The sequence below is a fragment of the Streptomyces sp. NPDC050997 genome (genome assembly GCF_040660135.1).
Classification (GTDB): domain Bacteria; phylum Actinomycetota; class Actinomycetes; order Streptomycetales; family Streptomycetaceae; genus Streptomyces.
The window spans coordinates 249,187-269,693 of sequence record NZ_JBFAGK010000004.1; the positions used below are offsets into that span (position 1 = coordinate 249,187).

A 20,507-nucleotide genomic window follows, 5' to 3' on the forward strand; every position below is an offset into this window, starting at 1 on the left:
TGCACTAATGCGCTTCAGCTCCGTCAACCTAAAGCGTATTAGTAACTAAAGAAATTAGCTCCGCGAGAGCCATTGACGGGCCGGTGAGGCGGCGTGCAAGGTCTGCCACGTCCAGCAAGTCCACCGCCAAGGAGGCCGGTTCACGGTGCCTGTTTCCCGCAGAACCCTCGCTGTCGCCCTCGCCGCCTGTGCCGCCCTGTCGCTCAGTGCCTGCGGCTCGGGGGACGGCGACGGCGGCTCCACCGACGCCTCCGGCAAGGTCGAGGGCGACATCACCTTCCAGACCTGGAACCTCAGGGCCAACTTCAAGCCGTACTTCGAGGGGCTGATAGCCGACTTCGAGAAGAAGTACCCCGGCACCCAGGTGAAGTGGGTCGACCAGCCCGCCGAGGGCTACGCCGACAAGATCAGCGCGGACGCGGCCGGCGGCACCCTGCCCGACATCGTCAACGTCTCCCCGGACCTGGTCGCCCCGCTCGCCAAGGCCGGCCTCGCGCTCGACCTGGACAAGGCGGCGCCGCAGTACCGGAAGGAGTACCTGGAGGGCGCCTGGGCCAGCCACGAGATACCGGGCATGACCGGTACGTACGCCTTCCCCTGGTACCTCAACACCGGGCCGCTCTTCTACAACAAGTCGCTCTTCGACGAGGCGGGCCTCGACCCCGACCAGCCGCCGAAGACGTACGACGAACTCTTCGCCCAGGGGCTGGAGCTGGCCAAGAAGACTGACGGCAAGGTCGCCACCCTCGCCAATGTGCCCACCATCGAGGACTTCGGCCGCTACGGCGTCGAGCTCATGAACAAGGAGGGCACCGCCTTCTCCTTCAACGATGCCAAGGGCGTCGAACTCCTCACCAAGTACAAGGAGTTGTACGACGCCAAGGCGCTCGACCCGCAGGCGCTGACCGCCACCCCCGAGTCGTCGGGCAAGAAGTTCCTGACCGGCGCCGTCGCCATGAACCCCGGCAGCGCCCTGGACCTCGGCAACTTCAAGAAGCAGGCCCCGAGCCTGTACAAGAACATCGGCATCACCGACCAGATCACCAGCACCGGGCACGTCAACATGTACGTGATGGGCGTGATGGTGAACGCGCAGACCAAGAAGAAGCCCGCCGCGGTCGCCTTCGCGCACTACGTCACCGACGCCGAACACCAGATGTCGTTCGCCAAGCAGGTGGCGATCTTCCCGAGCACCGCGGGATCACTCGACGACCCCTACTTCACCAAGGAGGACGGGACCGACGAGACGCGGGTACGGGTGGCGGCCGCCAAGTCGCTGAAGAGCGCGGCCAACTACACGCCCGTGCTGTTCAGCGAGCAGATGAAGACCGCGCTGCGCAACGAGGTCGCCAAGGCGTTGCAGGGCAAGGAGAGCCCCGAAGACGCGCTGGACAACGCTGTCAGCGCCTGCGACCGGCTTCTCCAGCAGCAGGGCTGAGCGGACATGGCGAGTACCACCGTGCCGCGTGCCACCGGGGCGCGATCGCCGGGCACCGCCCGGGTGCGGCGCCAACTCCCCACCAGCCCCTGGCTGTTCGCCGCGCCCGGACTGCTGGTCGTCAGCGTCTTCGTCCTCTACCCGTTCGTCTCCACGCTGGTCAACTCCTTCACCGACCGCCGCACCCTGATCCCGGGCGAGTTCGTCGGCCTCGACAACTTCCGCGAGCTGCTGCACGACGACATGTTCTGGATCGGCCTGCGCAACAGCACGCTGTACGTCCTTGTCGTCGTCCCCGCGCTGGTGGTCCTGCCACTGCTGCTCGCGCTGCTGGTGCGGAAGAACATCCCCGGCATCGCGTTCTTCCGGTCCGCCTTCTACACCCCGGTCGTCGCCTCCATCGTCGTGGTCGGCCTCATCTGGGTGTGGCTGCTCGACGAACGCGGTCTGGTCAACTCGCTGCTGGAGACGATCGGGGTCGGCCGGGTCGGCTTTCTCAGCGACCAGTGGCTGCTCCTGCTGAGTGCCATGACCGTCACGGTCTGGAAGGGACTCGGCTACTACATGATCATTTATCTGGCCGCCCTGGCGAACGTGCCGCGCGAGCTGCACGAGGCCGCGGCCGTGGACGGCGCGGGCGCGGTACGCCGCTTCCTGTCGGTCACCGTGCCCGCGGTCCGCTCCACCATGGTCCTGGTCGGGGCGCTGTCCTCGGTCGCCGCGTTCAAGGTGTTCTCCGAGGTGTACCTGATGGCGGGCCCGAGCGGCGGCCCGGCGGGCGAGGACACCACCCTCGTGATGCTCGTCCAACGCACCGGCACCGGCCTGACCGGCCGCGTCGGCTACGCCTCCGCGATGTCCGTCGTCATCTTCGTGATCACCGTCGCCCTGATGCTGCTCGTGCTGCGCGCCGACCGCAGGGAGGAGACATGAGCGTCGTCGAGAAGACAGCGGTACGGCCCTCCCCGCCGGCCACGCCCGTGCGCGAACCCCGGGTCACCGACGAACACGGCCGCCGGGTACGGGGGTGGGAACTCGCCCTGCGCTACGCGCTGCTGCTCGCGGTGCTCGCCCTGACCGTCGGCCCGTTCCTCTGGCAGCTGTCGACCTCGCTGAAGGGCCCCACGGAGGACATCTACAGCTCCCCGCCGACCTTCCTGCCGGGCCGGCCCACCCTGCACAACTACGAGCGGGTCGCCGACACCATCCCCGTCTGGGACTACGCCCTCAACTCCCTCAAGGTCGCCACCGCCAACGTCGTCACCAACTGTGTCGGATCGGCGCTCGCCGGCTACGCACTGGCCCGGCTGCGCTACCGGGGCCGCCGTGTGACCACGCTCGTGTTCATCCTGGCGATGCTCGTGCCCGTGGAGGGCATCATCATCGCCCAGTTCACGACGATGCGGGAACTCGGCCTCAACAACACGCTGATCGGGGTGATCCTGCCGGGCTGCGTCGGCGCCATGAACGTCCTGCTGATGCGCAACGCCTTCCTCAACCTGCCGTACGAGATCGAGGAGGCGGCCTACGTCGACGGCGCCGATGTCTGGCAGCGGTTCCTGCGGATCGCGCTGCCGGCCGTGAAGGGCACCCTCGCCGTCGTCGCCATCTTCGCCTTCATGGGCGCCTGGGACGACTTCCTGTGGCCGCTGATCGTGCTCAGCGACCCGTCCAAGTTCACGTTGACCATCGGCCTCAACTATCTGCACGGCACCTTCGCGGGCGACGAACGCCTCGTGGCCGCGGGCACGGTCATCGCCGTGGCGCCGCTCATCGCTCTCTTCGCCTGTCTGCAGCGGTACTTCTTCCGCGGGGTCGGCGAGGGGGCCGTGAAGGGCTGAAACATCGGCTGGACCCGTCTGGACCCGGCGGGACCGCCTGGACCCGGCGGACCCGGCGGAACCAGGTTGGAATCTGCTACCCCCATCTGCTGCCGCACAAGGACACCGCATGCCTGCTGCCGTGCGCTTCGGCGTCAACTACACCCCGAGCAAAGGGTGGTTCCACCACTGGCTCGACTTCGACCTGGACTCCGTACGGGCCGACCTCGACTCGATCGCCGCACTGGGCCTGGACCACATCCGGGTCTTCCCGCTGTGGCCGTACTTCCAGCCCAACCGGACGCTGATCCGGCCCCGGGCCGTCGACCACCTGGTGCAGCTCGTCGACGCCGCCGCCGAACGCGGACTCGATGTCAACGTCGACGGTCTGCAAGGGCACTTGAGCAGTTTCGACTTCCTGCCCGCCTGGACCCGCACCTGGCACCGTCGCAACCTCTTCACCGACCCCGAGGTCCTCGACGGACAGGCGGCCTATCTGCGCACCCTCGCCGCGGCCCTCGCCGACCGGCCCAACTTCCTCGGAATGACCCTCGGAAACGAGGTCAACCAGTTCTCGGCGGGCCCGCATCCGGACCCGGACCGGGCCTCGTCCGACCAGATCGACGCCTGGCTCGTCCGCATGCTCGCCGCCTGCGAGGAGGGCGCCCCCGGCCGGCTGCACCTGCACGCCGAGTACGACGCCACCTGGTACCAGGACGACCAGCCGTTCACCCCGGCCCAGGCCGCCCGCCTCGGAGCCGTCACCGCCGTTCACTCCTGGGTCTTCAACGGCACCGCCCAGCGGCACGGCCGTACCTCCGTGCCGACCGAGCGCCACGCCGCGTACCTCGTCGAGCTGAGCAAGGCCTGGGCCGACGATCCGCGCCGGCCGGTCTGGCTCCAGGAGGTCGGCGCGCCCGCGCCCCTGATCCCGGCCGAGCACGCCGCCGCCTTCACCGAGGCGACCGTCGCGGGCGCCCTGGACTGTCCCGACCTGTGGGGCATCACCTGGTGGTGCTCCCACGACGTGTCCCGCGACCTCGCTGACTTCCCGGACCTGGAGTACGGGCTCGGTCTGCTGACCAACGACCGCGAGCCCAAGGACACGGCACAAGTCCTGGCACGGGCGGCGAGCGAGCGCGCGTCCGCGCCACCGGCTCCCCGCCGCACGGCGCTCGTCGTTCCGGCCGACCCCGCCGTCCGGTCGCGCTGCGCCCCGGGCGGCCCCGTCTTCGACGCCTTCTTCCGGCTGGTCGCCGACGGTGTCCGCCCGACCACCGTCCTCGACACGCGCGCCGACGACACGGACCACCTCGCCGCGCGCGGCATCACCACCGTCGTCACTCCCGACGAGGTCCTTCCCGCCCCGACTCCCGACCAGGTAACCCCCATCCCACCAGGGCACCATGGAGGCACCCGCTCGTGAACCCCACCAGACGCACCCTCCTGCTCGCGGCGGCCGGCGCCGCCCTGCTCCCGTCACAGTCGGCCGGAGCGACCACCGCGGCCCCGAAGGCCGCCGCCGCCCTCCCGCCGTACGCCTCCTACTGGTACCCGGACTCGCTGCCCTCCGGCACCCCCGGCACCGGCATCACCTGGCGCAGCCTCAAGGCCTGGCGGGCGGCCGATGACCCGGACCTGGACTTCAACGCGGCCTCCGTACCGCTCGCGGCCCGCTTCACCCCGACGCCGCCGAACCCGACAGCCCGCGCCGACCAGGCCCGTATCCAGTCGCTGGTCTCCTTCGGGCCCACGGCGAGCAACCCCGCGCAGGGCTCGGCCACCGCCGACTACTACGCCCTCACCCACTGGGCGTACATCGACGAACTGGTCTTCTGGGGCGGCTCGTCCGGCGAGGGGCTGATCCTCGCGCCCAACGCGCCGATCGTGGACGCCGCCCACCGACACGGGGTGCGGGTACTGGGGAACATCTTCCTGCCGCCGGTCGCCTACGGCGGGCAGTTGCAATGGACGCGTGACCTGGTGCAGAAGGACGCGGCCGGGCGCTACCCGCTCGCCGCCCAACTAGTCGCGGTCGCGTCCGCGTACGGCTTCGACGGCTGGTTCGTCAACGCCGAGACCGGGGGCGGGGACGCGGCCCTCGGCGCGGCCATGCTGGGTTTCATACGGGAGCTGAAGTCCCTGGCGACAGCCGCGGGACAGCGGGTGACCTGGTACGACGCGATGACCGTGAGCGGGACGGTGAGCTGGCAGGGCGCGCTCAACAGCCGCAACCAGGCGTTCTTCGAGAGCGTCGACGACATGTTCGTCGACTTCCGCTGGAGCGCGGGCAGTCTCGTCTCCTCAGGGCAGAACGCCCAGCAACTGGGGCGGAGCCGCTACGAGTTGTGGGCGGGCGTGGACGTGGAGGCGAACGGCTGGAACGCGGCGGTGAACTGGGACGCGATCGTGCCGAGGGACAAGGCGCATGTCACGTCGGTGGGTCTGTACCGGCCGGAGTGGACACGCAACCACCTGCCCGCCGACGGCAGGGCGCCGGGGGATTTCCACGCCGCCGACGACCGCTTCTGGACGGGGGCCTCGCTGGATCCGTCGCGGCCGGACGCCACCGGCGGCTGGCGGGCACCCGCCGTGTCCGTCGCCGACCGGTCCACGGTGACGACGCTGCCGTTCGCGAGCGTGTTCAACACCGGGCACGGGCTGCGGTGGTACGAGGAGGGGGCCGTCACCTCGGACGCGCCCTGGAACCACCTCGGGCTCCAGGACCGGCTGCCGTCACGGCGATGGGTGGTGCGGACGGACGGGGAGCGGCCGACTGTCTCCTTCGACTTCGCGGACGCCTGGCGGGGCGGAAGCAGCGTGCTGGTGGCCGGTGAACCGGACGCTCCCGTGGTGCTGGACCTGTACGCGACACGGCTTCCGATGACGGTTGACACGGTTGTCGAGCTGACGCATCGAACGGACGCGGGCGCTGTGAACGTAGAGCTGGCCGTTGCGACCGCCGAACCGAGTGGAGAGGGGACGACACCGCCGTACACCTATCTGCCTGTGAACTCGGTCAACGGCACAGGCGGCGGTCGCGGCGGTGAGGTGGTGAACGCGGTCAACGGCTGGCAGACGGTGACCGTTCCGCTCACGAGCCTGACCGGTGCCGTGCACGCGATCGGTGTGCGGTTGACCGCGAGCAACGGCCCGGTGCGATGGCGCCTCGGCGGACTCGCCGTCCGCGAAGCGGCCGAGACCCCCACCCCCGCCACCCCGTCCGCCCTCCGTATCACCGCCGCCTCCGGCGGGGACCTCCGCCTGGCCTGGAACCCGGCCCACGGCGAGATACGCCACTACACCCTCCACCGCCTCCTGGCCGACGGCACCCGCCGCTTCCTCGGCGGTACCTGCCAGCGCGCCTACTACGTCGGCGGTCTTCAGCCCGAGCAGGGAGAGCCGGCCGCGCGGTTCGAACTGCGTGCCGTGGGGGAGCTGTACACCTCGTCGGCCCCTGTCCTCGTGACCCACCCCTGGTAACCACCCGCCCCGGACATCTTCCGCCCGGACTTCCTACGGAGCACCCGTATGCATGACGACCGCAACCTGGTCGAAGCCCGCCTCAAGCGCGTCCTCGACGAGCGCGTCCGCCCCGCCGTGTACCCCGAGTCCGTACCGCTGCAGGTGGCGGTGTGGCACGCGCCCGGCGAACCGGTGCCGGTCGCCGAGGGACTCGCCGGCCCGCCCGAGCCCATCGAGGTGGGCGCCCGCTGGGGTGCCCCCTGGGGCACCAGCTGGTTCCGCGTCACCGGGACCGTGCCGACGACGTGGGCCGGCCGGACCGTCGAGGCGATCCTCGACCTCGGTTTCGACGAGAACATGCCCGGCTTCCAGTGCGAGGGCCTGGTCTACCGGCCCGACGGCACCCCGGTGAAGGGCCTGAACCCCCGCAACCAGTGGGTGCGCGTCGGCGCGCCCGTCGAGGGCGGCGAGGAGGTGCGCCTGCACATCGAGGCCGCCTCCAACCCCGTCATCCTCGACTACCACCCCTTCCTGCCCACGCAGTTGGGCGACAAGGAGACCGCGGGCAGCGAGCCGCAGTACACGCTCACCCGCATGGACCTCGCCGTCTTCGACGAGACGGTGTGGCAGCTGGTGATCGACCTGGAGGTGCTCGGTGAGCTGATGGCCGAGCTGCCGGTGGAGTCGGCGCGCCGCTGGGAGATCCTGCGCGCGGTGGACCGGGCCCTGGACGCGATCGACCTCCAGGACGTCAACGGCACGGCGGCACAGGCCCGTTCGCGCCTCGAACCCGCACTGTCCGTGCCCGCCGCCCGCTCCGCCCACCGCATCAGCGCCGTCGGTCACGCGCACATCGACTCGGCGTGGCTGTGGCCGCTGCGCGAGACTGTCCGCAAGGTCGCCCGGACGACGTCGAACATGACCGCCCTCCTGGAGGACGAGCCGGACTTCGTCTTCGCCATGTCGCAGGCCCAGCAGTGGGCGTGGGTGAAGGAGCACCGGCCCGAGGTGTGGGCGCGGGTGAAGAAGGCCGTGGCGGACGGCCGGTTCGTGCCGGCCGGCGGGATGTGGGTGGAGTCGGACACCAACATGCCGGGCTCGGAGGCGATGGCCCGTCAGTTCGTGCACGGCAAACGGTTCTTCCTCGACGAGTTCGGCATCGAGAACGACGAGGCGTGGCTGCCCGACACCTTCGGCTTCGCCGCGGGACTGCCGCAGATCATCAAGGCGGCCGGCTCCAAGTGGCTGCTGACGCAGAAGATCTCCTGGTCGCAGATCAACAAGTTCCCGCATCACACCTTCACCTGGGAGGGCATCGACGGCACCCGGATCTTCACCCACTTCCCGCCCGTCGACACCTACAACTGCTCCATGAAGGGCAGCGAGATCGCCCACGCCGCCCGCAACTTCAAGGACAAGGGAGTCGCCCGGCACTCCCTCGCGCCCACCGGCTGGGGTGACGGAGGCGGCGGCACCACCCGCGAGATGGTCGCCAGGGCGGCCCGGCTGCGCGACCTCGAAGGGTCGGCGACGGTGGTGTGGGAGACCCCGCGGGAGTTCTTCCAGAAGGCCGAGGCCGAGTATCCCGACCCGCCCGTCTGGGTCGGCGAGCTCTACCTCGAACTCCACCGGGCCACCCTCACCAGCCAGGCCAGGACCAAGCAGGGCAACCGCCGCAGCGAACACCTGCTGCGCGAGGCCGAACTGTGGGCGGCGACGGCGGCCGTACGGGCCGGATTCCCCTACCCGTACGAGGAGTTGGACCGCATCTGGAAGACGGTGCTGCTGCACCAGTTCCACGACATCCTGCCGGGGTCGTCCATCGCCTGGGTGCACCGCGAGGCCCGCAGGACCTACCAGCGGGTCGCCGAGGAACTGAACGGCGTCATCGCCGCCGCCCAGCGCGCGCTGGCCGGCGAGGGCAGCACACCCCTCGTCTTCAACGCGGCCCCGCACACCCGCGACGGCGTCCCGGCGGGCGGCGCCCGCACACCCGCCGCCGAGGGCCGGACCACGATCGGCGAGCGACCCGGCGGCGGCCATGTCCTCGACAACGGCCTCCTGCGTATCGAGATCGACGCCCGCGGTCTGGTCGTCTCCGCGTACGACATCGAGGCCGACCGCGAGACCGTCGCGCCCGGCCGGGCCGCGAACCTCCTCCAACTCCACCCCGACTTCCCGAACAAGTGGGACGCCTGGGACGTCGACGAGTTCTACCGCAACACGGTCACGGACCTGACCGACGCGGACGAGATCGTCGCCGGGGAGGAAGGCGTGCGGATCGTACGGTCCTTCGGCGCCTCCCGCGTCACCCAGGTGCTGTCGCTCGCCCCGGGGGAGCGGCGGCTCGTCCTGGACACCGAGGTCGACTGGCACGAGACGGAGAAGTTCCTCAAGCTCGCCTTCCCGCTCGACGTGCACGCCGAACGGTACGCGTCCGAGACGCAGTTCGGGCACTTCCACCGGCCCACCCACACCAACACCAGCTGGGAGGCGGCCAAGTTCGAGGCCTGCAACCACCGCTTCGTCCACGTGGAGGAGCCGGGCTGGGGCGTGGCGGTCGTCAACGACTCGACGTACGGCCACGACGTGACCCGAACCGTCCGCACCGACGGCGACCGCGGTACGACGACAACGGTCCGCGTCTCCCTGCTCCGTGCCCCGCGCTTCCCCGACCCCGAGACCGACCAGGGCGTCCACCGCTTCCGGCACGCCCTGGTGCCCGGGGCGGGCATCGGGGACGCGGTGCGCGAGGGCTGGCGGATCAACGTGCCCGAGCGGCGGGTGACCGGCGCCCGGGAGAGCGCGCCGTTGGTGACGGTCGACGAGGCCGCGGTGGTCGTCACGGCGGTGAAACTGGCCGACGACGGCAGCGGAGACGTGGTCGTCCGCTTCCACGAGGCGCACGGCGGCCGCGCCCGGGCCACCCTGACGGCCGACTTCGAGTTCGCCCAGGTGACGGCCACCGACCTGCTGGAACGCCCACTGGCCGACGTACCGGAACCCGGGCACGAGGGCAACCGGGTGTCCCTGCGGCTGCGTCCGTTCGAGCTGGTCACCCTGCGGTTCGGCCGGCCCTGACGTGGGGCCCGGTCGAGGGCCGCGGCGCCGAGCGGCCTGGCGGTCGCCACGGCGTCCACGGCACACTCGCGGTCGTGAGGATGACCGCGCGGGAACTCAACCGGGCCACCCTCGGCTGTCAGTCGCTGCCGCGTCGGGAGCCGTCGGGGCTCCTCGACGCGGTGCGGCGGATCGTCGCGCTCCAGGCGCAGCAGCCCGCCTCGCCGTACCTCGCGCTGTGGAACCGGGTCAGCGGATTCGACCCGGCCGACGCCGAGTGAGGTGCTGCCGACGCTGCTGGTCGACGGTCTTGTCGCCGGGGTGCGGCGCCCGGTCGAGGGCGGCATCGAGGCGAGGGCCTTCCACGACCTGTCACTGAGTGGCGGGGGCGGACTCGATCCGTGACCGACGTACGGACCGGGTCCGGCGGGATCCTCGGCTTCCACCTGCGCCCGACCAGAACCTCAGCTCTCGATCTGCGCCCGTAGCCACTGCTCGACCTCTCCCACGTGCGCGGCCGCTGCCGCCCGCGCCGCCTCCGGGTCGCGGGCGACCAGGGCGCGGTGGATGGCGGCGTGCTCGCGGCGGGTGCGGGCGAAGGCGCCCTCCTCCTGGTAGCCGCGCCAGACCCGGGCGCGGAAGGTGCGCGAGGACAGGCCGTCCAGGATCGCGGCCATGGTCTCGTTGCCGGCGGCCGTGGAGATCTCGCGGTGGAAGGCCAGGTCGTGGGCGAGGATCACCTCGGGGTCCTCGGTGGCGTTCATGGCGGTCAGATGCTTCTCGACCTCGGCGAGCTGGTCCGGGGTGATCCGGGCCGCCGCCAGCGCGGTCGCCGTCGACTCCAGGATGCGGCGCACCTCCAGCAGCTCCACCAGGCGCGGGCCGCGCGAGAGGTCGGCGACCACACCGAAGGTCTCCAGCAGGTCCCCGGCCTCCAGCTGGGTCACGTAGATGCCCGAGCCGTGCCGGGCCTCCAGCACGCCCAGCACCGTGAGCGCGCGGATCGCCTCCCGCATCGAGCTGCGGGAGATGCCCAGCTGGACCGCCAGGTCGCGTTCGGTGGGCAGCCGCTGGCCCGGCTCCAGCCGGCCCTCGCCGATCATCGTCTTGATCCGCTCGATGGCGCGCTGCGTCACGGTGCCCTTCGGGGGGGCTGTCTCGTCCACGCCGTTCCTCCACTAATGCGGGGTGCGCCGCAGTCTAACCACCAGAGTGGTCCTACCACTACGGCCTCAAGTCGGGAAAATATGGCGGCGGAGGGTGTTGTTCTGGCCGAGTGGTCTGATAAGTATGCGGACATCTGCTCGAAGACCGCTCAACGAGGAGCCACCAGATGCCCGGCAGGACAGTGGGGAAGCAGAACAGGTTTCGCAGTGCCGGCACGATGGCGACGGCCGTCGGAGCCGCGCTCGTGCTCGCCGCGTGCGGCAGTACCAAGGACACGGGTGGCGCCGGCAGCGCGGGAGGCGACGGCGAGGGCAAGGTCGGGGTGATCCTGCCCCTGCTGACGTCGCCCTTCTGGCAGTCGTACAACGACTACGTGCCCAAGATGGCGAAGTCCGAAGGCGTGGACGCCCTGAAGACGGTCAACTCCAACAGTGACCCGTCCCAGCAGATCACCGACATCAACAACGAACTCAACCAGGGCGTCAAGGGCCTGGTCGTCGCGCCGCTGGACAGCGCCGCCATCGAGGCCGGGCTCGACCAGGCCGAACGCAAGGGCGTGCCCGTGGTCGCGGTGGACGTGGCGCCCGAAAAGGGCAAGGTCGCCATGGTCGTACGCGCCAACAACGTCGCGTACGGGGAGAAGGCCTGCCAGTACCTCGGCAAGCAGATCCCCTCCGGCAAGGTCGTGCAGATCATGGGCGACCTGGCCTCGGTCAACGGCCGGGACCGCTCCGAGGCCTTCCGCGCCTGCGTGAAGAAGAACTTCCCCAAGCTGAAGGTGCTGGAGATCCCCGCCAAGTGGGAGTCCGACACGGCCGCCTCGAAGCTGGACACCCTCCTCAACGCCAATACCGACCTCAAGGGCATCTACATGCAGGCCGGCGGTGTCTACCTCGCGCCGACCCTGCAGACCCTCAAGTCGAAGGGGCTGCTGAAGAAGGCCGGCCAGCCGGGCCACATCAGCATCGTCTCCAACGACGGCATCCCGCAGGAGTTCGACGCCATCCGCAAGGGCGAGATCGACGCCACCGTCTCCCAGCCGGCCGACGCCTACGCCAAGTACGGCATGTACTACATCAAGGCCGCGATGCAGGGGAAGACGTTCAAGCCCGGGCCGACCGACCACGACTCCACCATCGTCAAGCTGCCCAGCGGCATCCTCGAGGACCAGTTGCCCGCGCCCCTGGTCACCAAGGAGAACGTCGACGACCCCAAGCTCTGGGGGAACACGGTCAAATGAGTACGGCCGTGACCACCCCCCTCGTGGAGGCGTCGGGCGTCGTCAAGCGCTACGGGCCCACCACCGCCCTGGCCGACGGCCGCCTCACCGTCCTGCCCGGCGAGTCACACGCCCTCGTCGGCCGCAACGGCGCCGGCAAGTCCACCCTCGTCACCCTTCTCACCGGCCTCCAGACACCGGACGCGGGCACCATCACTTTCGACGGCGAACCCGCGCCCCCGCTCACCGACCGGGACGCCTGGCGCCGCAAGGTCGCCTGCGTCTACCAGAAGCCCACCGTCGTCCCCGAACTCACCGTCGCCGAGAACCTGTTCATCAACCGGCAGCCGGTCCAGCGCGGTTTCATCAGCTGGCGGCGGCTCAAGGCCCAGGCGGTCGAACTCCTCGACGCCTGGGACGTGCACGTCGATCCGGAGGCGCGGACCGCCGACCTCAAGGTCGAGGACCGCCAAATGGTGGAGATCGCCCGGGCGTTGAGCTTCGGCGCCCGCTTCATCGTCCTCGACGAACCGACCGCCCAGCTCGACAACCGTGAGATCGAGCGGCTCTTCGCCCGGATGCGCGCCCTCCAGGACTCCGGCGTCACCTTCCTGTTCATCTCGCACCACCTCCAGGAGGTGTACGAGGTCTGCCAGACGGTGACCGTGCTGCGGGACGCCCGCTGGATCACCACCGCTCCGGTCGCCGACCTGTCGAGGACCGCCCTCATCGAGGCCATGGCGGGGGAGAGCATCGAGACGATCGCCGAACAGGCAGTACAGGAAAGGGTCGTCGACGAGTCCGCCCCCGTCCTCCTGGACGCCCGCGGGCTCACCTCGGACGCGTACGAGAACGTCGACCTGACCGTCCGCCGCGGCGAGGTCGTCGGCCTGGCCGGATCCAGCGCCAGCGGCAAGATCGAGCTGGCCGAGACGCTCACCGGGCTGCACACCCCGCACAGCGGTACCGCCCGACTGGACGGAGAACAGCTGCCGTTCGGCGATGTCGCGGCCGCGCTGAAGGCCGGTGTCGGCTGCGTGCCCCGGGACCGGCACGTCCAGGGGCTCGTCGTCGGCATGACCATCGGCGACAACGCCACCCTGAGCGTCCTCGACCGGCTCGGCCGCTTCGGCTTCGTCGGCACCGACCGCCGGCGCGGCTTCGCCACCGAGCTGATCGAACGCCTCGACATCCACACCGAGGGCCCCGACCAGCCCGTGTCCGACCTGTCCGGCGGCAACGCGCAGAAGGTCGTCATGGCCCGCGCGCTCGCCTCCGACCCGCGGCTGCTGGTCCTGATCAACCCCACCGCGGGCGTGGACGTGAAGTCCAAGGAGTCCCTGCTGGCCCGCGTGGACAGCGCCCGCGAGGACGGCACCGCCGTGCTGGTCGTCTCCGACGAGATCGACGACCTCAGGCGCTGCGACCGCGTGCTCGTCCTCTTCCACGGCCGTGTCGTCGCCGAGCACCTGGCGGGCTGGCGCGACCAAGAGCTGATCGCCTCCATCGAAGGAGTGGACCATGGCTACAGCGTCTCCCCGGGGGACGACCCCCGGACCCCCGGCCGGGCAGGGGGAAGCCGGGGTGACTGAGACGAAGGCCCAGCCGCTCACCCCGCTCCACACCCCCGCGGCGCGCTCCGCCAGGACGGTGCTTTTGCGGCGGGCCCGTGAACTCGCCCTCGTTCCCGCCCTGTTGCTGCTCATGGTGCTGGGCGCGGTGGTCAACGACTCGTTCCTCACCGAACGCAACCTGATCTCGATCCTCGGCGCCTCCGCCGCCCTCGCGATGGTGGTGCTGGCCGAGTCGCTGGTCCTCATCACCGGCAAGTTCGACCTGTCCCTGGAGTCGATGGTCGGGATCGCGCCCGCCATCGGAGCGCTCCTGGTGCTGCCCGCCGCCCAGTCCGGCTGGGGCACCGAGTTCCCGGCCGCGCTCGCGCTGCTGGCGATCATCGTCGTCGGCGCGGTGATCGGCGCCTTCAACGGGATCCTGGTCGTCAAGTTCAAGCTGAACGCGTTCATCGTGACGCTCGCGATGCTGATCGTGCTGCGCGGTCTGCTCGTCGGCGCCACCAAGGGCAAGACCCTGTTCGGCATGCCCGACAGCTTCTACTCCCTGGCCACCACCACCTTCCTGAACATCCCGATGTCGGTGTGGCTCGCCGCGGCCGCCTTCGCGATCGCCGGGTTCGTGCTGAAGTACCACCGCGTCGGACGCGCCCTCTACGCGATCGGCGGCAACGCGGACGCGGCCCGTGCGGCCGGAATCCGCGTCGACCGGGTGATGCTCGGCGTGTTCGTCGTCGCGGGCGTCCTCGCCTCGGTGGGCGGACTGCTGCAGACCGGTTACGTCGGTGCGATCAGCGCCAACCAGGGCCAGAACATGATCTTCACCGTGTTCGCGGCCGCGGTGATCGGCGGCATCAGCCTCGACGGCGGCAAGGGCACCATGTTCGGCGCCCTGACCGGCGTACTCCTCCTCGGCGTCGTACAGAACCTGCTGACGCTCGCCCAGGTGCCGTCCTTCTGGATCCAGGCGATCTACGGCGGGATCATCCTTGTCGCCCTCATGATCGCCCGCGTCACGACAGGCCGCGCACAGGACTGAGGACCGACCCGCCCCGACCCCGCCAACGACCGAAAGGCCCTTCGTGTCCCCGACCCCCGCCCGTATCACCGCGGTCGACACCTACGACATCCGTTTCCCCACCTCGCGCGAGCTCGACGGCTCCGACGCGATGAATCCCGACCCCGACTACTCGGCGGCGTACGTCGTGCTGCGCACGGACAGCGACGAGGCGGACGGCGGGCCGCAGGGGCACGGTTTCACCTTCACCATCGGGCGGGGCAACGATGTTCAGGTCGCCGCGATCCACGCACTGCGCCACCACGTGGTCGGACGATCCGTCGACGAGCTGTGCGCCGACCCGGGTTCGCTGTTCCGGGACCTGATCGGGGACAGCCAGCTGCGTTGGCTCGGCCCCGAGAAGGGCGTGATGCACATGGCGATCGGCGCGGTCACCAACGCCGTGTGGGACCTGGCGGCCAAGCGCGCCGACAAGCCGCTGTGGCGGCTGCTCGCCGACGCCGACCCCGAATGGCTGGTCGGCCAGATCGACTTCCGCTACCTCACCGACGCGCTCACCCCCGAGGAGGCGCTGAAGCTCCTGCGCAAGGGCCGGGAAGGCGCCGCCGACCGCACCACGACCCTGCTCGCCAAGGGCTTCCCCGCCTACACCACCTCCGCGGGCTGGCTCGGCTACGACGACGAGAAACTCACCCGGCTCGCCTCCGAGGCCGTGGCCGACGGCTTCCGGCAGATCAAGCTGAAGGTCGGCGCGGACCTCGACGACGACATCCGGCGCTGCCGCGTCGCCCGCTCCGTCGTCGGCCCCGACATCCGCATGGCGATCGACGCCAACCAGCGCTGGGGTGTCGACGAGGCGATCCGCTGGACCAGGGCGCTCGCCGAGTTCGACCCGTACTGGATCGAGGAGCCCACCAGCCCCGACGACATCCTCGGCCACGCGGCCATCCGCCGGGCCGTGGCCCCGGTGAAGGTCGCCACCGGCGAGCACGTGCAGAACCGGGTCGTGTTCAAGCAGCTCCTCCAGGCCGGCGCCGTCGACGTCGTCCAGATCGACGCGGCCCGGGTCGCCGGAGTCAACGAGAACCTCGCGATCCTGCTGCTGGCAGCCAAGTTCGGCGTCCCGGTCTGCCCGCACGCGGGCGGCGTCGGCCTGTGCGAACTCGTCCAGCACCTGTCGATGTTCGACTACGTGGCCCTCTCCGGCACCACCGAGGACCGGGTCATCGAGTACGTCGACCATCTGCACGACCACTTCCTCGACCCGGTGGTGATCCGCGAGGGTCACTACACGGCACCCACCACGCCGGGTTTCTCGGCCGCCATGCGGCCCGAGTCGATCGCGCGGTACACCTATCCCGACGGCGCCTTCTGGGTCGCCGACCTCGCCAAGAACCAGAAGGGACAAGCGGCATGAGCGACTTCGAGGGCCTGAAGGCCCTGGTGACCGGCGGTGCCTCCGGCATCGGCCGGGCGGCCGCCGACCTCCTCGTCGCGCGCGGCGCCCATGTCGCCGTGCTCGACCTGGACCCGTCGTCGGTCGAGAAGCCGTTGCTCGGGTACCGGGCGGACGTCAGCGACGACGCCTCGGTCCGTGAGGCCGTCGCGGCAGCCGTCGCCGGCCTCGGCGGACTGGACGTCCTGGTCAACAACGCGGGTATCGGCGCCCAGGGCACCGTCGAGGACAACGCCGACGACGAGTGGCACCGGGTCCTGGACGTCAACGTCGTCGGCATGGTCCGGGTGGCCCGTGCCGCCCTGCCCCACCTGCGGGAATCCACCCACGCGGCGATCGTCAACACCTGCTCCATCGCGGCCACCGCGGGCCTGCCGCAGCGGGCGCTGTACAGCGCGACCAAGGGTGCCGTGTACTCCCTCACCCTCGCGATGGCAGCCGACCACGTCCGCGAGGGCGTCCGCGTCAACTGCGTCAACCCCGGCACGGCGGACACCCCGTGGATCGGCCGTCTGCTGTCCAAGGCCGCCGACCCGGCCGCCGAACGAGCCGCCCTGGAGGCCCGTCAGCCCTCCGGCCGTCTGGTGAGCGCCGACGAGGTCGCGAGCGCGATCGCCTACCTGGCGAGTCCACTGTCCGGCGCCACCACCGGCACGTCACTGGCCGTGGACGGCGGCATGCAGGGCCTGCGGCTGCGGCCGGTGGAGCGATGAGCACGCTCGGCCGAAGCGGTGTCGAGGTCAGTACCCTGGCCTTCGGCGCCGCCGCCATCGGCAACCTCTTCACCGAGGTTGGCGAGGAGCAGGCGCACGAGGCAGTGACCGCCGCCTGGCAGCGGGGCGTGCGCTACTTCGACACCGCCCCGCACTACGGCCTCGGCCTGTCCGAACGGCGGCTGGGAGCGGCCCTGCGGGAGCACCCCCGCACCGAGTACACGATCTCGACGAAGGTGGGCCGCCGCCTTGAGCCGACGCAGGACGGGGGTGACGACCTGGCGAACGGCTTCGCGGTCCCCGCCACCCACCGCCGCGTCTGGGACTTCACCGCCGACGGCGTACGACGCACCGTGGAGGCGAGCCTGGAACGGCTCGGCCTCGACCGCGTCGACGCCGTCTACCTCCACGACCCCGACGACCACGCCGAACAGGCCTTCCGGGAGGGCTATCCGGCCCTGGAGAAGCTCCGCTCGGAAGGTGTGGTCGGCGCGATCGGCGCGGGCATGAACCAGGACGGCATGCTCACCCGCTTCGTCCGTGACACCGACGTCGACGTGGTGCTGTGCGCCGGCCGCTACACCCTGCTCGACCAGCACGCGCTCGCCGCACTGCTCCCGGCCGCCGTGGCACGCGGCACCTCCGTCGTCATCGGCGGCGCCTTCAACTCGGGGCTCCTGGCGGACCCGAGGCCCGGAGCGACGTACAACTACGCCCAGGCACCGGCCGAGTTGCTGGACCGGGCCCTGCGTCTGAAATCCGTCGCCGACCGCCACGGCACCACCCTGCGGGCCGCCGCCCTGGCCTTCTGCGCCGCCCCCGAGGCGGTCGCGAGCGTCCTCGTCGGCGTCCGGTCGGCGGCCGAGATCCACGACTGCGCCGACCAGTTCGCGGCCCCGGTGCCCGCCGCCTTCTGGCAGGAACTGCGCGACACCGGCCTGCTGCCCGCCGACGCCCCCGTCCCCGCCGAGGAATTGTCATGAGAGTCGCCCTGCACACCAAGGTCCGCGCCGACCGGATCGACGCGTACGAGGCCGCCCACCGCGAGGTACCGGCCGAACTCACCGACGCGATCCGCGCCGCCGGGGCCACCTCCTGGACCATCTGGCGCAGCGGCACCGACCTCTTCCACGTCCTGGAGTGCGAGGAATACGCCCGCCTCCTGGCCGAACTGGAGAAACTCCCGGTCAACATCGCCTGGCAGGCCCGTATGGGCCGGCTGCTGGACGTGGTGCACGACTACTCCGGCGAGGGCGCGGACGCCGGCCTGCCCGTCGTATGGGAACTGCCGTGACCGTGGACGCGCACCACCACCTGTGGGACCTGTCCGTACGGGACCAGGACTGGATCGAGGAAGACAGCCCGCTGCGGCGCGACTTCACGGTGGCGGACCTCCGGCCCGAGGCGGCCGCGGCGGGAGTCGACCGCACCGTTCTCGTCCAGACCGTCACCGTCGCCGAGGAGACCCCGGAGTTCCTCGCCCTCGCGGCCGAGCACGAGCTGATCGCGGGCGTCGTCGGCTGGACCGACCTCACCCGCCCCGACATCGCCGACGAACTGGCCCGGCTGCGAGAACTCCCCGGCGGGCGGTACCTCAAGGGCATCCGGCACCAGGTCCAGGGCGAGCCGGACCCGGAGTGGCTGCTGCGGGCGGACGTACGGCGCGGCCTCGCCGCCGTCGCCGACGCCGGACTCGTCTACGACCTCGTGGTGCTGACCCTCCAGCTCCCGGCGTGCCTCAAGGCGGCGGCGGCCCTGCCCGAACTCACCTTCGTCCTGGACCACTTGGGCAAGCCGCCCATCGCCTCCGGCGCCCTCGACCCCTGGGCGGGTGACGTCCGCGCCCTCGCCGCCCTGCCGAACACGGTCTGCAAGCTGTCCGGCATGGTCACCGAGGCGGACGCCGGCGCCTGGACCGTCGACGACCTGCGCCCGTACGCCGAGGTGGTGTTGCACGCCTTCGGTCCGGACCGGCTGATGTTCGGCTCGGACTGGCCGGTGTGCACGCTCGCGGCGAGCTACGGCGAAGTGATGGACGCGACGGTCCGGTTGACCGATCCCGCCGACCGCACCCGGATCTTCGAGACCACCGCCGCCCGCGTCTACGGCCTGTGAGGCACCCGCCCCACGGCTTTGGAGCCCCACGCGTCTACGACCTCCGGGACACCCCCGTCAGCCGGGTCGGCGGCAGGTACTCGCGTACGTATGTCCGCTCCCAGCACGCGCCCGTCTCCCGCAGCTCACGCCAGGTCGTGTAGCGGTAGCGGAAGAGACGGGCGCGGATGTGGCGGGGCGGCGCGTCGGACGGGAACGGGGAGCGGCGCAGCAGCTTCAGGGTGTCGCAGTCGTTCTCCAGCAGCCGTTCCACCATGGCCCCGAACCAGGTCCCGGCGTACGCGGGGGAGAGCGCGGCGAACCACATCATCCAGTCGAGCCGCAGATGGTAGGGCGCGAACTGGCGCGGCCAGTGCCGGGGATCGCCCGGCTTGCCCTTGAACTCGTACTCCCGCCAGTCGGAGTCCTCGCGCGGTACGTCGTCCGCCGTGCCCTCGACGACCACCTCGTAGCGGATCCGGCTGACGCTGCCGAACGCGCCGTAGGTGTTGACCAGATGGAGCGGGTCGAAGGAGCGGTTCATGATCTGGCGGCGGGAGAGCATGTTGCGGACCGGCTGGTAGCTCAGGCCCACCAGCAGCGCGGCGACGGCGAGCACCACCACCTCGTACCAGAGGGGCGGCCCGGCCACCGACGGCGGATCGCCCGGGAAGCGCACCGCCGACAGCGCCAGCACGATGGTGATCCAGTTCAGCCACGAGAAGTTGCCCGACAGCACCAGCCACAGCTGGGTCAGGATCATCAGCGAGGCCGCCGCCGTGGCGATCGGCTGCGGGGTGAACAGCAGCACGGGCACGGCGAGTTGGGTGACATGGTTCGCGGCCACCTCCGCCCGGTGCAGGGGGCGGGGCAGACGGTGGAAGAACCAGCTGAGCGGCCCCGGCATCGGCTGTGTCTCGTGGTGGAAGTCGAGGCACGTCAGCTTCCGCCAGCACGCGTCACCGCGCATCTTGATCAGACCCGCGCCGAACTCCACCCGGAACAGGATCCAGCGCAGCAGGAACAGCACCAGGACCGGCGGGGCCACCTCGTCGTTGCCGAGGAACACCGCGAGGAAGCCCACCTCCAGAAGCAGGGACTCCCAGCCGAAGCCGTACCAGGTCTGACCGACGTTCACGATCGACAGGTACAGCGCCCAGGGGAGCGCCCACAGCGCCATCGCGGCCCCCAACGGCAGCCGGGAGTCCAGTCCCGCCAGCAGCGCCGCCGACACCGCGCAGCCCACCCAGGCGCAGGCCGCGAAGAAGCGGTCCGAGTAGTGCAGGTGGAAGAGAGCCGGAGCCCGCCTGAAGGGCACCCGCTCCAGATACCGGGGCACCGGCAGCATTCCGCGCTCCCCGATCAGCGCCCGGAACTGCAGGGCCGCCGTCAGGAACGCCACGAGGTACACACCGGCCAGAGCCCGCTGGAAGACCAGCCGGCTCATCCAGTACTCCGGTGCGGTGAACCAGTCCACGGACGTCTG

The 20,507-nt window shown here is 70.7% G+C and carries 17 protein-coding genes and 1 pseudogene; 16 read left to right on the top strand and 2 right to left on the bottom strand.

The features are described 5' to 3' along the window. Positions 1-145 precede the first annotated feature (145 nt). From AB0H86_RS11090 to AB0H86_RS11125, 8 genes and pseudogenes are all read left to right on the top strand, one after another. A complete protein-coding gene (locus AB0H86_RS11090; protein WP_362435801.1) occupies positions 146-1,438 on the top strand; it encodes a sugar ABC transporter substrate-binding protein in 1,293 nt (430 codons plus the stop codon). Positions 1,439-1,444: 6 nt separating this feature from the next. Continuing rightward, complete coding sequence (locus tag AB0H86_RS11095) at positions 1,445-2,371, top strand: sugar ABC transporter permease (protein ID WP_362435803.1); 927 nt, start codon at positions 1,445-1,447, stop codon at positions 2,369-2,371. Beyond that, positions 2,368-3,279 (top strand): carbohydrate ABC transporter permease, encoded by a 912-nt coding sequence (locus AB0H86_RS11100; RefSeq protein ID WP_362435805.1) that lies wholly within the window; start codon positions 2,368-2,370, stop codon positions 3,277-3,279. The genes AB0H86_RS11095 and AB0H86_RS11100 overlap by 4 nt, the downstream gene beginning before the upstream one ends. Before the next feature lie 109 nt (positions 3,280-3,388). Beyond that, positions 3,389-4,684 carry a glycosyl hydrolase gene (locus tag AB0H86_RS11105; protein ID WP_362435807.1) on the top strand — a complete coding sequence of 432 codons (1,296 nt, stop codon included), beginning with the start codon at positions 3,389-3,391 and terminating at the stop codon, positions 4,682-4,684. Further along, positions 4,681-6,741, top strand: coding sequence for an endo-beta-N-acetylglucosaminidase (locus AB0H86_RS11110; RefSeq protein ID WP_362435809.1), 2,061 nt, complete (start codon positions 4,681-4,683; stop codon positions 6,739-6,741). The genes AB0H86_RS11105 and AB0H86_RS11110 overlap by 4 nt, the downstream gene beginning before the upstream one ends. 48 nt (positions 6,742-6,789) lie before the next feature. Further along, positions 6,790-9,804, top strand: coding sequence for a glycoside hydrolase family 38 C-terminal domain-containing protein (locus AB0H86_RS11115; RefSeq protein ID WP_362435811.1), 3,015 nt, complete (start codon positions 6,790-6,792; stop codon positions 9,802-9,804). Between the two features lie 74 nt (positions 9,805-9,878). Then, a pseudogene (locus tag AB0H86_RS11120) lies at positions 9,879-10,052 on the top strand (crosslink repair DNA glycosylase YcaQ family protein); the annotation flags it as partial. Positions 10,053-10,065: 13 nt separating this feature from the next. Then, entirely contained in the window at positions 10,066-10,188 is a 123-nt protein-coding gene (locus AB0H86_RS11125) for a hypothetical protein (RefSeq protein WP_362435813.1), read from the top strand. A 59-nt stretch (positions 10,189-10,247) separates the two neighbouring features. Here the strand turns inward: AB0H86_RS11125 and AB0H86_RS11130 are convergent, their stop codons facing one another. Next, entirely contained in the window at positions 10,248-10,949 is a 702-nt protein-coding gene (locus AB0H86_RS11130) for a FadR/GntR family transcriptional regulator (protein ID WP_362435815.1), read from the bottom strand. Positions 10,950-11,116: 167 nt separating this feature from the next. On the opposite strand from AB0H86_RS11130, the gene AB0H86_RS11135 reads away from it, so the two are divergent. Genes AB0H86_RS11135 through AB0H86_RS11170 form a run of 8 tightly spaced genes read left to right on the top strand, consistent with a single transcriptional unit; the run spans position 11,117 to position 19,042 of the window. Further along, positions 11,117-12,190 (top strand): sugar ABC transporter substrate-binding protein, encoded by a 1,074-nt coding sequence (locus tag AB0H86_RS11135; RefSeq protein ID WP_362435817.1) that lies wholly within the window; start codon positions 11,117-11,119, stop codon positions 12,188-12,190. Continuing rightward, positions 12,187-13,761, top strand: a complete 1,575-nt coding sequence (locus AB0H86_RS11140; RefSeq protein WP_362435819.1) for a sugar ABC transporter ATP-binding protein — start codon at positions 12,187-12,189, stop codon at positions 13,759-13,761. Before AB0H86_RS11135 ends, AB0H86_RS11140 begins: the two co-directional genes overlap by 4 nt. Continuing rightward, positions 13,754-14,779: an ABC transporter permease gene (locus AB0H86_RS11145; RefSeq protein WP_362435821.1), complete on the top strand. Its 1,026-nt coding sequence runs from the start codon at positions 13,754-13,756 to the stop codon at positions 14,777-14,779. The genes AB0H86_RS11140 and AB0H86_RS11145 overlap by 8 nt, the downstream gene beginning before the upstream one ends. Before the next feature lie 43 nt (positions 14,780-14,822). After that, on the top strand, positions 14,823-16,175 hold the full coding sequence (locus tag AB0H86_RS11150) for an L-fuconate dehydratase (protein ID WP_362435823.1): 1,353 nt from the start codon (positions 14,823-14,825) through the stop codon (positions 16,173-16,175). Beyond that, a complete protein-coding gene (locus tag AB0H86_RS11155) occupies positions 16,172-16,927 on the top strand; it encodes an SDR family oxidoreductase (RefSeq protein WP_362435825.1) in 756 nt (251 codons plus the stop codon). Before AB0H86_RS11150 ends, AB0H86_RS11155 begins: the two co-directional genes overlap by 4 nt. Further along, positions 16,924-17,910, top strand: coding sequence for an aldo/keto reductase (locus tag AB0H86_RS11160; RefSeq protein WP_362435827.1), 987 nt, complete (start codon positions 16,924-16,926; stop codon positions 17,908-17,910). The genes AB0H86_RS11155 and AB0H86_RS11160 overlap by 4 nt, the downstream gene beginning before the upstream one ends. Beyond that, on the top strand, positions 17,907-18,221 hold the full coding sequence (locus tag AB0H86_RS11165; protein ID WP_362435829.1) for an L-rhamnose mutarotase: 315 nt from the start codon (positions 17,907-17,909) through the stop codon (positions 18,219-18,221). Before AB0H86_RS11160 ends, AB0H86_RS11165 begins: the two co-directional genes overlap by 4 nt. Further along, on the top strand, positions 18,206-19,042 hold the full coding sequence (locus tag AB0H86_RS11170) for an amidohydrolase family protein (protein WP_362435831.1): 837 nt from the start codon (positions 18,206-18,208) through the stop codon (positions 19,040-19,042). The genes AB0H86_RS11165 and AB0H86_RS11170 overlap by 16 nt, the downstream gene beginning before the upstream one ends. Before the next feature lie 34 nt (positions 19,043-19,076). On the opposite strand, the gene AB0H86_RS11175 is transcribed toward AB0H86_RS11170, so the two are convergent. Then, the gene (locus AB0H86_RS11175) at positions 19,077-20,498 is read right to left on the bottom strand and encodes a lipase maturation factor family protein (protein WP_362435833.1); all 1,422 of its coding nucleotides are present in this window, start codon (positions 20,496-20,498) and stop codon (positions 19,077-19,079) included. Positions 20,499-20,507 lie beyond the last annotated feature (9 nt).